This is a genomic window from Tumebacillus lipolyticus (assembly GCF_042682745.1).
Lineage (GTDB): Bacteria > Bacillota > Bacilli > Tumebacillales > Tumebacillaceae > Tumebacillus_A > Tumebacillus_A lipolyticus.
Map to the genome: position 1 here is coordinate 203,382 of NZ_JBHUIO010000009.1, position 12,667 is coordinate 216,048.

Sequence of the window (12,667 nt, forward strand, 5' to 3'; positions counted from 1 at the left end):
TTCTCCTCCCCGCATCTCCCAGAAGTCTAGTCGCTGACATTCAGTTTCACATGAGTCGACTCAGTTCCCTGATCTCGCTTTACCCGGATATGGGCGACCCAAGTTCCGGACATCGGAAACGCTCCCTCTCCTTTATACATGCCAGGTGCGTTTTCCTGCATCTTCACCTCATTGTCCCCATGATCCATCTCCTGCATCTCCAGATGAAGCGAGACGCTCGCCTTTTCAACCGGTTGTCCATTTTCAGTCAAGCTGACCTGAAAGGTGGTCGGTCGATCAGCTTGCGGGACTTCTGGCACCGTCTTCACCTCGACGGAAATTCCTGCTTTGACCGCCATCTGCCCACTGTCAGCACGTCCACATCCGTAAGCCGATCCGAGCAACAGGCAAAGAATCAAAATTCCTATTCGTAGTCGCATCGAAAAAACCTCTTTCATCTTAACAAAAAGATTCCACCTGAGAAACGCATTCCTCACTGGAATCCTTTACCATACTGAGCTACATTATTCGTCGATCAAGCTCTGCTTGTACGTTTCTCGCACAGGCCAAGCGGCAACTTCTCCCCGTTTGGAAAGGTGCGAAACCCAGTTCGAAACAGCTTTGCAGCCGTTGTCTCCTCAAGGTGATGGGCAAGTTGGCAAGATAAGCAGAAATACATGATGATGGTGCGCCCCCTTTTTCCGACAAAAAACGACATTATACATTATAGACGGATGGGCACCGAGGAAAGTTTCACCTCTGCTAAAATTATTTTTTGACGGGTACCCTACAAAACGAGTACAGACGAAAGGTGGGGTTCGATGACCAACCATAAGGACATCTTCCGAAACAAAGTCGACTTTGCCAACGAAGAGTTCGCCACCGAGCTGTACAAGCCCAAAGGGATTCCACGCCCACGGGAGTACAAGTCGCAAAAGGGTCAGTACAACAGACACGAGTTTACGCACAAAGCGCTGAAGCGCCAAATGCATGACAAGCTCGGCTGGGAGAACTAGCTGCCCGCTTGCCGCTTGATGAAAGACCCGCGCACCTGTCAGGGAGCGCGGGTCTTTTCCTCAGGCTCACACGATGTCGTAGACGTCCCCTTGTTTGGCGATCAGCACATCCCGACCAAACTCCGCTGCCGCCTCTTGCTGTAACAGAGAACGGTCATACTCAGGATAAAAATGGGTCAGGCACAGCTGTTTCACCCCGACGCGCTTGCCGATCTCCCCCACTTCTTTCGCCGTGAGATGTCCGATCTCCGCAGGGCCTTTATCCTGCTCCAACCAAGACGCTTCACAGAGAAAAAAGTCGGCCCCTGCTGCCAACTGCTCCAAGCTCGGGGAAGGGCCAGAATCGCCGGAGAAGACAAAGCGTTTGCCCGCATGCTCGGCCGACACTGCCAAACAGGGAATCGCATGATTCGTATCTGCGAACGTAAATTTCATTCCGCACAGTTCGAGCGTCGAATCTTTGCTGAGCGGTACAGCAGCTACATGTCCATCCAGCCCTACTTTTTCAAATTCGATCGCCGGGGCACCGTTCGCATACACGGTGATCGGCTCTTGGCGCAACCCCTGCAGACGATGAATCATCACCGCATACTGCAACACGTTCAGATCGCTGATATGGTCTGCATGATGATGCGTGATGATCACCGCATCAAGATCTGCTACGCGAATGTGCTTGGTCAACTCGGCCAGCACACCGCTTCCGCAGTCGATCAGCACATTTCCCTGATCGGTAGAGAGCAAAAAGCCGGTCGTCGCTCCACCTGGAGCAGGATATGGGCCCGTTTCGCCCAGGACACGCAATTTCATCGTTTACACCCCTTCACTTACTGTCAACGCATCTGCTGCGTTGATCGTACCAAGCTCGTCCGCCAAACGTTCCAATCGACCGACCGCTTGGAGGAGGTCGACCGCATCGATTTTGAGCATCTCCGTTCGATAGGTCCGCAGCTTGTGCTCGTACTTTGGATCATAATAGTTCTGCAACAATTGTGCGCAGAGCTGCTCGTACTGCTTCGCTTCGAGCAGCTCTTCAAACAGATCGCTCTGATCGCGAGACACTCGCCGCTTGATCGAGCTCAGCGCTTCCCGAAATTGTTCGATCATCTTGTCTTCATCGCCGAGCACATAGTCTTCCACCAAGCGAGCAACCCGCTCCTGAAGCGGAGCTTCGATCAGCACATGGTACCCGTTGCGCTTGTCCGCTTCCAGCCAATCGGGCAGCACCGCCCGACCGATGCGCTTGCTTTCCGCCTCCAGAAACACGGGGCGAGCGTGTTCGAGCGCTCGCAGTTCTTCCCAAAGCATCGCATCGAACGTCTTCTGGTTGTGCGCTTCCCCTAGCCCGATTCTGCCAAACACAGACCCGCGATGGTTGGCCATCCGCTCCAGATCGAGCACCTGATGCCCACTCTCTTTCAGCATCGCCAGCAACCTCGTCTTGCCTACGCCGGTGTTGCCATGCAAGACGATCACTCGACTCTTGATGCCCGCATATTCGCTTAGCTCGTTCATCACCAGCTGGCGATAGGCGCGATACCCACCTTTGAGCCGGACGATCGGATATTTTAACAAGGACATGAACGTGCATGCTGCGTAGCTTCTCATGCCGCCACGCCAACAGAAGATCACCAGCTCGCCGCGATCCATCAGCGCTTCCATCTGTTCGACGATCTGCGGAATTTTCGGAGAGACGGTCAACATGGCCAATCGCCTCGCCGCCGCAGGACTTTGTTGTTTGTACACCGTTCCGATCATCGCCCGCTCTTCGTCAGTAAAGAGCGGAACATTCACACTGCCCGGGATCGTTCCTTCATGAAATTCTTTTGGGGAGCGCACATCGATCAACACCCGCCCCGCCGCTTCATGGAGCCGATCTACTGATATCTCCTGAAATGCCATACCTGCTCTCCCATCACTTTCCTACATGTTCTGAATACGACTTCACAGGCTCACGGTCAGATTGTGGTGCCTGCCATCTCGGTTCTTCATGGACTTCCACAACTTCGACCTCATCACCGTTGTGCAGCCCGGCTGCGTTCGCCTCATCCGTATCAAGATGAAAATCGAGACGGTAGGAGCGGCTCACCCTGGCCACGACATGATTGAAGATCAGGCCTCGCTCACCCTGAGCCTGCAGATCAAGCTCATCTCCGTTATGAACTCCAAACTTTCTGGCGTCCTCCTCGGAAAAATGCACATGTCTTGCTGCGACGATCACGCCCTCTTGTAGTTCCAGATACCCTTTGGGGCCGATCAGCAGCAAACCTGTGCTGCCTTCGATGTGACCCGATTCGCGGACAGGCGGATCAACGCCAAGCTTCACCGCGTCTGTCTTCGAGATTTCAACTTGGGTGTGCGGACGCACCGGACCTAAGATTCGCACTCGCTCGATCGTGGCGCGCGGGCCCTTTAGGTCGACCGTCTCCTCGGCCGCATACTGACCGGGTTGGGACAGCTCTTTTTTCGGATGCAGGGTAGCCCCTTGACCAAAGAGCGTCTCCAGATCCGCTTGGCTCACATGAACATGTCGCGCCGAAACGCCTACGGGAATATTCATCCAGATCTCCCCCTCATTATAGCGAAGTCCAGTCTAGGCGACAATTTCAAACGTAGTCTGCCCCGTCCGTCCGCTTCACAATCAAAAAGGCCACCTGCAATCGCAGGTGACCTTGGTCGAACCGAGCAGCTTATGACCACCCTTTATAGGTGGCATGTTTTTGCAATGCCTCTACCACATCGTACGACACGTGTACCGATCCTAACTCACCGCGATGCTCCGCACCCGCTCCATGAAAATCGGAGCCGCCCGTCACCAACAGCCCGTGCTGGCTCGCCAGCTGTTCATAATGGTCGCGCTTCTCCAGCGGGTGGTCAGGATGATGCGCTTCCAGCCCGACCAATCCGAGCGGCACCAGCGTATCGAACAGATAGTCCTTGCCGACCAGCCCTGGGTGTGCGACAACTGGGCTGCCCCCAGCCTGCACGATCAGGCGCACCGCATCTTCCGGCGTCACTTTTAACCGCGGGACATAGCCGAGTTTTCCCGCACCTAAATACCGATCAAACGCTTCCGGAAGGTCTTGGACATACCCTTTGCGGATCAGAACGCGAGCGATATGCGGACGCCCGACCGCACCCTGCGCTTCGGCAAGCACTTCCTCTTTGGTGATTGCAATTCCGCCTTCTTGAAGGCGAGCGATCATCTTGTCGAGGCGATTCAGTCGATCCTCTCTCATTCGATCGGTCAGCGCGATCAATTCCTCATCGGTCGGATCATAATAATAGCCGAGCACATGCACTTCCTTTCCTTCGAACGTCGTGCTGAGCTCAATGCCTGGCACCACTTCAACGCCAAACTCCTTCCCGGCTGCGATCGCTTCCAGCAGACCATTTGTCGTATCATGATCGGTGATGGCGACAGCGCGTAGCCCATTTCTCTTGGCCAGCGCGACCAGTTCGCGCGGCGAGAACGTACCATCGCTTGCTGTTGTATGTGCATGAAGATCCGCTTTTTGCATGTCGATCTACTCCTTCAAGATACTGTCGATCACTCGCTTAAAGTTTCCGCCCATGATCTTCTTCATAACCGCTTCCCCATACGTTTTCAACAGGCGCTCCTGGAAGTTGGGGAGATCTCCACCGTGGCGCAAATCGGTCAGTGTGCGCTCAATGCCATCAAAATCAGAACCGATGCCGAGATGGTCTTCACCGCCCAGTTCGAGCACATGATCGACATGGCGCATCAGGTCGTCGATCGACACAGTGCCAACACCCACAAACATCGGCACAAAGGTGATGCCGACCAGACCGCCCGTCTTAAACAGAGCGCGCAGCTGATCATCTGTCAGGTTGCGCGGATGGTCGTGAATCTTTCTCGCGTTCGCATGTGAGGCGATCACCGGCGCTTGGGCGATCTCGATCAGGTCCCAAAAGCCTTTCTGACCGAGGTGAGCGACATCGACGATCATGCCCAGTCGATTCATCTCCCGCACCACTTCGCGCCCAAAGTCGGTCAGCCCGCGATCCACCCGTTCACCACAGCCGTCCGCGATGCAGTTGCCCTGATTCCACGTCATGCCCATCGCGCGCACTCCGAGCCGGTACATGGTGTGCAAGATTCTCAGATCGGACTGGATGCAATCGCCACCTTCGATCGATAACAGGCCCGATCGATATCCGGCAGCCATGTTTCGCTCCAGATCGCCTTTTTTCAAGACCGGTCGAATCTTTCCGCCGCCCACCACTTCCGCATTGAATTGTTCGATCATGCTCAGATGCATTTTCAGCTGTTCGGCTGGCGAATATTTCGGCTCAGCGAACAGCACAAAAAACTGCAGGTCGATGCCCGCTTGCACGATCCGGTCATAGTTCAGATGCAGGTTGCTCTTGTCTTCATAAAAACGCAACCCTTCCTTCTCCATACGATACAATATATCCGCATGACCATCGATGATTAACGTCTTCTCGTCGCTCATGTGCGTCATCCCCTTTTGCCTAGTGTAAGATGTGCTTCGCGTTCGAATATGAAAAAACCTGCTTATCGCGTAGATAAACAGGATGCAGATAAAGTTATGAGTAGCATATAAGTTCTCTCTTACCTCGGTTCGACAATCAGTTTGATTGCGGTTCGCTCTTCGCCATCAATGATGATATCAGTAAAAGCGGGGATGCAGATGAGGTCTACTCCGCTCGGTGCCACAAACCCCCGTGCAATCGCCACAGCCTTCACAGCCTGATTGAGTGCGCCCGCCCCGATCGCTTGAATCTCAGCATTGCCCCGCTCGCGAAGGACTCCTGCCAATGCTCCAGCTACAGAATTAGGGTTGGATTTTGCTGAAACTTTTAATACATCCACTTCAAGTACCTCCTTTAGAATGGATCGTTAGGTTAGGACACTTTATCTATATTCGCGCAGGGCAAAATAATTCCTTCTGAAAAACGTGAAATTTTCTCAAAATTCCACCATAGATCATTAAAGGAAGGTAGAAGTGTTGTTTTAATTTAATTTAAAAATCCATTTGTCTGCCACGGGCGATTTGGAGTGATCGAAATTCGTTCAATCGACACCGCGCGACCCCTACTGTCTGTTTCAATAAATACGCCATGCAGTTGTGCTTCTCCTTGCGGAACTTCAAATCGAGTCGGCATCTGCGACAAAAATTTCTGGATCACCCCGTCCTTGTGGAAACCGATGATCGAGTCGTATGGCCCACACATTCCCACGTCGGTCAAAAACGCTGTGCCGCCGGGGAGAATCCGCTCGTCTGCCGTCTGCACATGCGTGTGTGTGCCGATGACTGCCGACACCCGTCCGGACAGATAGGTCGCCAGCGCGACCTTCTCTGCTGTCGCCTCAGCGTGCATGTCGAGGAAGATATGAGCAGTCTGATCTCCGATCTCTGCCAAAATGCGATCTGCTGTGCGAAACGGATCATCATAATCGCCCATAAATGATCGCCCGAGCAAGTTGATGATCGCGATCTGTCCATCGCCCGCCCGACACAGCGTGTAGCCTTGACCAGGCGTCCCCTGCGGGTAGTTGGCCGGTCGGACGATCCGACGGTCTGTGCTGATCAACTGCATCGATTCCCTTTGGTCAAACGTGTGATTCCCCAGCGTGATGATGTCTACTTCCACGTCAAACAGCGATTCTGCCAGCCGTTCTGTGATCCCCCGCCCATTGGGCGCGATGTTTTCCCCGTTCGCAATCGTCAGGTCCGGTCGAAAATGGGTGATCAGTTTGGGCATCCACTGCTCCACCATCTGCTTGCCTGGATGACCGACAATATCTCCTAAAAACAAAATGCGCACAGCCTCTATCCTCCGATCTAGTTCAAACCAAGTTGACCGGTCGCAATGTCCCGTCCTACTTATTGTACACGAATACTTTCCCGCCATCACGATAGGCGATGATCGAATCTTCCTTTCGCAACGTTTCTTTCTCGCCTAAAATGCTGGCGATGATCTCCTCCTGTGCATCCAATTCTGCTTCCTGAAGCGGAAGCAGATCTTCGCCGACCATCCCACCATAATATTCTCTTACCAACTGCATATACAAGGAAAGCTCCGGCAGGTGCAGCGCTTCTACCTGCTGTTCATAGGTCAGAATCGTCACCCCGTCCAAAAACGAATGATCGATTTTCCCAAGCGTTGAGAATCCAGGATCCAGATCTCGACAGACAGCAAAATAGTCCGCGCAATATGCTGCGAACGTTCCACAGTTCTCCTTTGTCGATTCGCCTTTCAAAAGGACGGTCAGCGTGAGCATGCCGCTTTTCGAATTTAAACTGAGTGAGGAAAGCTCCGGATACCTGATCAGCATCGAGACCAACAAGTTCGTTCCTGGCGTTTCCTTCATTCGAAGCTTGGCCAAACGTATCAACACCTTCAATCTAAAATTCTACCTCAGTCCTATTCGCTTCCCTGCTACGATTTCCTTTAGGTAAATCTTGATCAAAAAAATAAAGTAGCCAAATGGCTACTTTATTTTGCGTATTCGACGGCTCGGGTCTCCCGGATGACCGTAACTTTGATTTGTCCAGGGTAATCGAGTTCATTCTCGATTCGTTTGGAAATCTCTCTTGCAACGCGTACCGATTCTGCGTCGTCAATCTGCTCAGGTTTGACAATGATCCGAACTTCACGTCCAGCCTGAATGGCATATGACTTTTCTACGCCGTCAAAAGACTCGGCGATCTCTTCCAATTTTTCAAGACGCTTGATGTAGATATCAAGCGTTTCACGACGCGCACCTGGACGTGCAGCAGACAATGCGTCAGCCGCTGCGACCAGCATCGAGATTGGCGAGGTAAACTCAATATCGCCATGATGCGCTCCAATTGCGTTGATCACAATCGGGTGTTCCTTGTACTTCTTCGCAAGTTCTACCCCGATTTCAACATGCGAGCCTTCCACCTCATGAGTGATCGCTTTGCCGATGTCATGGATCAAACCAGCTCGCTTCGCAAGTTGTACATCTAGCCCCAACTCTGCAGCCATCAGACCTGCGAGGTGGGAAACTTCAATCGAGTGTTTGAGAACGTTCTGACCGTAGCTTGTACGATACTTAAGACGGCCCAGAACTTTGATCAGATCGGGGTGAATTCCATGAACTCCCGTCTCGAAGGTCGCTTGCTCACCTTCTTCACGGATGCGCTCGTCGATCTCACGGCGAGCCTTTTCCACCATTTCCTCGATGCGGGCCGGGTGGATACGCCCGTCAGCAACCAACTTCTCTAATGCGACCCGTGCGATCTCTCGGCGTACTGGATCAAAACCGGAGAGAATGACAGCCTCTGGCGTGTCGTCGATGATCAGATCGATGCCTGTCAGCGTCTCCAGCGCACGGATGTTTCGGCCTTCCCGGCCGATGATGCGACCTTTCATCTCATCGTTCGGCAGTGCGACGACGGAGACGGTCGTTTCGGCGACATGGTCGGCAGCGCAACGCTGGATCGAGGTTGCGATGATTTCCTTCGCCTTCTTTTCAGCCTCTTCTTTCGCTTGCTGTTCAATCTCTTTCATCATGATTGCCGCTTCGTGACGGCACTCATTTTCCACATTGGTGAGGATCAATTGACGAGCATCTTCGCGGGTCAGACCAGAAATGCGCTCCAATTCTGCAACCTGTTCGCGAAGCAACGCTTCTGCTCGCTCTTTGGTCTCCTCGATCATACGTTCTTTATTCGATAAGACGTCCCCACGCTTTTCGATCGATTCTGTTTTGCGATCGAGCGTCTCCTCTTTTTGCAAAAGGCGGCGTTCGAGACGTTGAATCTCGTTACGGCGTTCACGGGTGTCCTTTTCAGCTTCGGAACGTAGCTTGTGTACTTCTTCTTTCGCCTCTAAAATTGCTTCCTTCTTCTTCGCCTCGGCTTCCTTCGCTGCAGTGTCCAGAATCTGTTCTGCACGCAATTCCGCAGCAGCTAACTTGCCCTCTGCGATGTTGCGGCGAATCAGATACCCTCCAACGAGACCTACGGCCAAGAAGATCACCGATAACAAGATCGGGAGTAAGGAATCCATGGTGGCGCCTCCTTGCTCAGTCAATATAGGATCTAAGCATGTCAGACGCAAACCCGGTATGCGAAGCTACTGTCAACTGAGACCGAATAAGCTGTTTATACGCAAGATTAATTCTATCCTCTGTGTCAATCATTGTCAAGATTGGCGAGGGATATGAAACGCTTTAGCGCTTCCTTGATCACAGTGGTGGTGAAGCCGCGCCGCGCCAGATATTGCGCCAGCTTTCTCCGCTCTTCGAATGAAATCTCAGCCGTATTTCGACCCCTTTTTTTCTGCAGCAGCCGCAGTGCGCCTTCCACTTCCAAGTCGTCATCGCAGATCTCCTCGATCGCTTCGGCGATCTGATCGGATGAGACCCCCTTCTGCTTCAGCTCCCAGCGCAGCATCATCTTGCCGCGCGGGCGACTCCGCATCCTGCTCTCGACCCACTGTCTGGCAAACTGATCGTCGTCCAGATATTTGTATTCGACCAGCCACTCCAAAGTCTGCCGCACCAACTCTGCGTCGAACAGCTCCTTGCCGGACAGATAGTCGTGCATCTCCTTTTGCGAGCGGTGCCGATAGGACAGATAGTTGACGGCGAGATCTTTCGCCTTGTAGAGCATCTCGTCCCGCCACATCGCCTGCAGCAGTTCGACCGTCACTTCCTGTCCCTTTTTCACGCGGTGCTGCAGCACCACTTCCCGACGCAATCCCATCAAAAATTGGTCGTCGACAAACAGGTTGAGACGATCTGGACTTGCCTTCTGCACAGAAAGGGCGGTCACATGACCGCCCCGAAATTCCGGTTGCCCTTGCTTTTTATCTTGCATCCAAATCGCCTTACAGTTCCAGATCGAGCAGATCGCCGTTCGCTTCCTGATCTGCGATCTCTTCTGCCGAAGCTTTGAACTCTTGAGCGACCGCTTTGCCCACTTGGTAGTGTTCGCGAATCTGCCCGTCGATCTTGTTGGCGATCTCAGGGTGGTCTTTCAAGAATTGCTTCGCATTCTCTCGACCTTGACCGAGGCGTTCGCCTTCGTAGGAGTACCAAGCGCCCGACTTGTTGACGATGTCGAGGTCTGTGCCCATGTCGACGAGCGTGCCCTCGCGGGAGATGCCCTCACCGAACATCAGATCGACCTCCGCTTGCTTGAACGGTGGCGCCACCTTGTTCTTGACCACCTTGATCTTGGTGCGGCTGCCGACCATGTCGTTGCCCTGCTTGAGCACTTCTGCGCGGCGCACTTCCAGACGCACCGTCGAGTAGAACTTGAGCGCCCGGCCGCCGGTGGTCGTCTCCGGATTGCCGAACATGACGCCGACCTTCTCACGAATCTGGTTGATGAAGATCGCGATCGTTTTCGACTTGTTGATCGCACCTGCGAGCTTGCGCAGCGCCTGCGACATCAATCTCGCCTGCAAACCGACATGAGAGTCACCCATCTCGCCTTCGATCTCAGCTTTCGGAACGAGCGCCGCGACCGAGTCGACGACGATGATGTCGACCGCACCGGAGCGCACGAGCGCCTCGGCGATCTCAAGCGCCTGCTCCCCCGTGTCCGGCTGAGCGATCAGCAGGTCGTCGATGTTGACACCGAGCTTTTGCGCGTAAACCGGATCGAGCGCATGCTCTGCGTCGATGAAAGCAGCTTGGCCGCCCATGCGTTGCACCTCTGCGACCGCATGCAGGGTGACGGTCGTCTTACCGGAGGACTCAGGGCCGTATACTTCGATGATTCGACCGCGCGGGAACCCGCCGACACCAAGTGCAATATCAACCGCCAAAGAGCCAGTAGAGACAGTTTCCACGTTGTAGCTGGAAGCTGCTTCCCCAAGTCGCATGACAGAACCTTTTCCGAACTGTTTCTCAATCTGGCGCAACGCCATATCCAAAGCAGCTTTACGATCGGTAGACAATGGTTACACTCCCCTTATTCTATTCCTCTCACAAATCTGATGATTCGTGGTTGATTCTCCAATCCCTGTTTTCATTGTACTGCATCTGCCGAGAAAAAGCAAACGTTTGTTCTCGTCGATTTCGAAAAAATCAGTCCCCGCTCGAACAGGGACTGATGAGTTCTGCTATCGTTTCACTCGCTCGCGCGGACGAGCCGGCTCAAGGTTGATTCGCGAGCCGTTCAACCGCGACTTGCGCAGCGCTTCAAAGACGAAAGGAGCAGACTCTTCCTGCACCTCGACGAACGTAAACTTCTCGAAGACGTCGATCTTGCCGATCGCCCCGCCTGGGATGCCCGCTTCTTCGGAGATCAGCTTGACCAGATCGCTCGGGCCGACCTTGGCGCTGCGACCGATGTTGATAAAGAAGCGCACCATGCCGGGCGCACCGCCCGTCTCGCCAAAGTTGTAATCGGCGTCCTGCGCCTCGAAGTCTTCCCCGCTCGCCAGCTTCAGCGCCGCAGCTGCCAGATCGAGCGGATCGAACTCATCGACCAGCCCTGAGAGGATCGCCCGATAGGAGGCCAGCTTCCCATCCTGAATCGTGCGCACCAAGCGATCGCGCCAGATCTCCGTCTGCCGCTCCGCCACGTCGGCGAGAGACGGCACCTCCTTGGAGACAAGCTTCGCCTTAGTCACCTTCTCGATCATCTTCAGCAGCTTGAACTCAGCAGGCGTGACCAGCGTGATCGCCAAGCCTCGCTTGCCTGCTCGTCCGGTGCGACCGATCCGATGCACATACGACTCCGGGTCTTGCGGGATGTCAAAGTTGATCACGTGCGTGACGTTTTCAACATCGATCCCCCTCGCTGCCACGTCTGTTGCGATCAGCAGTTGAATCTCCGTGTGTCTGAACTTGCGCATCACGCGATCGCGTTGCGCTTGCGACAGGTCGCCATGCAATCCATCGGCCAGATATCCCCGGCTGATCAGCGCGTCTGTCAGCTCATCCACCCCACGCTTGGTGCGGCAGAAGATGATGCCGAGCTCCACCTCTTCCGAATCGATGATGCGGGAGATGCTCTCAAGCTTCGTTCGCTCCAGCACCTTGTAATACACCTGCTCGATCAGCGGCACGGTCACCTCGCCGCGGTTGATCGTCACGTTCTCCGGCTCCTTCATGTAGCGCTTCGACAAGCTCTTGACCTCTGGCGGCATCGTCGCCGAGAAGAGCAGCGTCTGGCGATCGGCCGGCGTCGCCTTCAAGATCGCCTCGATGTCCTCGATAAAGCCCATGTCGAGCATCTCATCCGCCTCGTCGAGCACCAGCGTCTTCAGCTTGTCGAGCTTCAGCGTCCCCCGCCGCAGATGATCCAAGATCCGCCCTGGCGTGCCGATGACGATCTGCACGCCCTGCTGCAGCGCTCGAATCTGCGAGCCGATCGATTGCCCGCCGTAGATCGGCAGCGTGCGCGTGCGCTTGTACTTGGCGATCTTGCGGAGCTCGCCCGCCACCTGAATCGCCAGCTCCCGAGTCGGCGTCAAGATCAGCGCTTGCACATGCTTGCTAGCGCCCGCCATCTCAAGCAGCGGAATGCCGAACGCCGCCGTCTTGCCCGTTCCGGTCTGCGCTTGGCCGATCACGTCGCTTCCGGTGAGAACGACCGGAATGCATTGCGCTTGAATCGGAGATGGTTCTTCAAATCCCATGTCGCTGATCGCCTGTTGAATCTTTTTGTTCAGGTTCAGTTCAAGAAATGTTGTCATTT

The 12,667-nt window shown here is 54.3% G+C and carries 14 protein-coding genes; 1 reads left to right on the plus strand and 13 read right to left on the minus strand.

Annotation, left to right across the window (positions count from 1 at the left end; genetic code table 11):
• Window positions 1-26: 26 nt before the first annotated feature.
• Window positions 27-419, minus strand: a complete 393-nt coding sequence (locus ACFSOY_RS14875; RefSeq protein ID WP_386047905.1) for a FixH family protein — start codon at window positions 417-419, stop codon at window positions 27-29.
• 381 nt (window positions 420-800) lie between these two features.
• Between ACFSOY_RS14875 and ACFSOY_RS14880 the strand changes: the two genes are divergently transcribed.
• Window positions 801-995, plus strand: a complete 195-nt coding sequence (locus tag ACFSOY_RS14880; protein ID WP_386047907.1) for a hypothetical protein — start codon at window positions 801-803, stop codon at window positions 993-995.
• Between the two features lie 66 nt (window positions 996-1,061).
• Here ACFSOY_RS14880 and ACFSOY_RS14885 read toward each other — a convergent pair whose 3' ends face one another.
• The 12 genes from ACFSOY_RS14885 to ACFSOY_RS14940 all read right to left on the minus strand — a co-directional run bounded on the left by ACFSOY_RS14885 (window position 1,062) and on the right by ACFSOY_RS14940 (window position 12,665).
• Entirely contained in the window at window positions 1,062-1,802 is a 741-nt protein-coding gene (locus ACFSOY_RS14885) for an MBL fold metallo-hydrolase (protein ID WP_386047909.1), read from the minus strand.
• A gap of 3 nt (window positions 1,803-1,805) precedes the next feature.
• Window positions 1,806-2,894 carry a tRNA 2-selenouridine(34) synthase MnmH gene (gene mnmH / locus ACFSOY_RS14890; protein WP_386047910.1) on the minus strand — a complete coding sequence of 363 codons (1,089 nt, stop codon included), beginning with the start codon at window positions 2,892-2,894 and terminating at the stop codon, window positions 1,806-1,808.
• Window positions 2,895-2,907: 13 nt separating this feature from the next.
• Entirely contained in the window at window positions 2,908-3,552 is a 645-nt protein-coding gene (gene pduL, locus ACFSOY_RS14895; protein WP_386047912.1) for a phosphate propanoyltransferase, read from the minus strand.
• Window positions 3,553-3,682: 130 nt separating this feature from the next.
• The gene (locus ACFSOY_RS14900; protein ID WP_386047913.1) at window positions 3,683-4,513 is read right to left on the minus strand and encodes a PHP domain-containing protein; all 831 of its coding nucleotides are present in this window, start codon (window positions 4,511-4,513) and stop codon (window positions 3,683-3,685) included.
• 6 nt (window positions 4,514-4,519) lie between these two features.
• On the minus strand, window positions 4,520-5,470 hold the full coding sequence (locus ACFSOY_RS14905) for a dipeptidase (protein WP_386047915.1): 951 nt from the start codon (window positions 5,468-5,470) through the stop codon (window positions 4,520-4,522).
• Window positions 5,471-5,589: 119 nt separating this feature from the next.
• Window positions 5,590-5,850 carry a stage V sporulation protein SpoVS gene (gene spoVS / locus ACFSOY_RS14910; RefSeq protein WP_087457906.1) on the minus strand — a complete coding sequence of 87 codons (261 nt, stop codon included), beginning with the start codon at window positions 5,848-5,850 and terminating at the stop codon, window positions 5,590-5,592.
• Window positions 5,851-5,996: 146 nt separating this feature from the next.
• Window positions 5,997-6,806, minus strand: a complete 810-nt coding sequence (locus tag ACFSOY_RS14915; RefSeq protein ID WP_386047918.1) for a TIGR00282 family metallophosphoesterase — start codon at window positions 6,804-6,806, stop codon at window positions 5,997-5,999.
• Between the two features lie 55 nt (window positions 6,807-6,861).
• Window positions 6,862-7,368 carry a hypothetical protein gene (locus ACFSOY_RS14920; RefSeq protein ID WP_386047920.1) on the minus strand — a complete coding sequence of 169 codons (507 nt, stop codon included), beginning with the start codon at window positions 7,366-7,368 and terminating at the stop codon, window positions 6,862-6,864.
• Window positions 7,369-7,478: 110 nt separating this feature from the next.
• Entirely contained in the window at window positions 7,479-9,020 is a 1,542-nt protein-coding gene (gene rny / locus ACFSOY_RS14925) for a ribonuclease Y (RefSeq protein WP_386047922.1), read from the minus strand.
• Window positions 9,021-9,145: 125 nt separating this feature from the next.
• Window positions 9,146-9,832 (minus strand): regulatory protein RecX, encoded by a 687-nt coding sequence (locus ACFSOY_RS14930; RefSeq protein WP_386047924.1) that lies wholly within the window; start codon window positions 9,830-9,832, stop codon window positions 9,146-9,148.
• Window positions 9,833-9,842: 10 nt separating this feature from the next.
• Complete coding sequence (recA, locus tag ACFSOY_RS14935; RefSeq protein ID WP_386048355.1) at window positions 9,843-10,889, minus strand: recombinase RecA; 1,047 nt, start codon at window positions 10,887-10,889, stop codon at window positions 9,843-9,845.
• Window positions 10,890-11,084: 195 nt separating this feature from the next.
• Complete coding sequence (locus tag ACFSOY_RS14940; protein ID WP_386047926.1) at window positions 11,085-12,665, minus strand: DEAD/DEAH box helicase; 1,581 nt, start codon at window positions 12,663-12,665, stop codon at window positions 11,085-11,087.
• Window positions 12,666-12,667 lie beyond the last annotated feature (2 nt).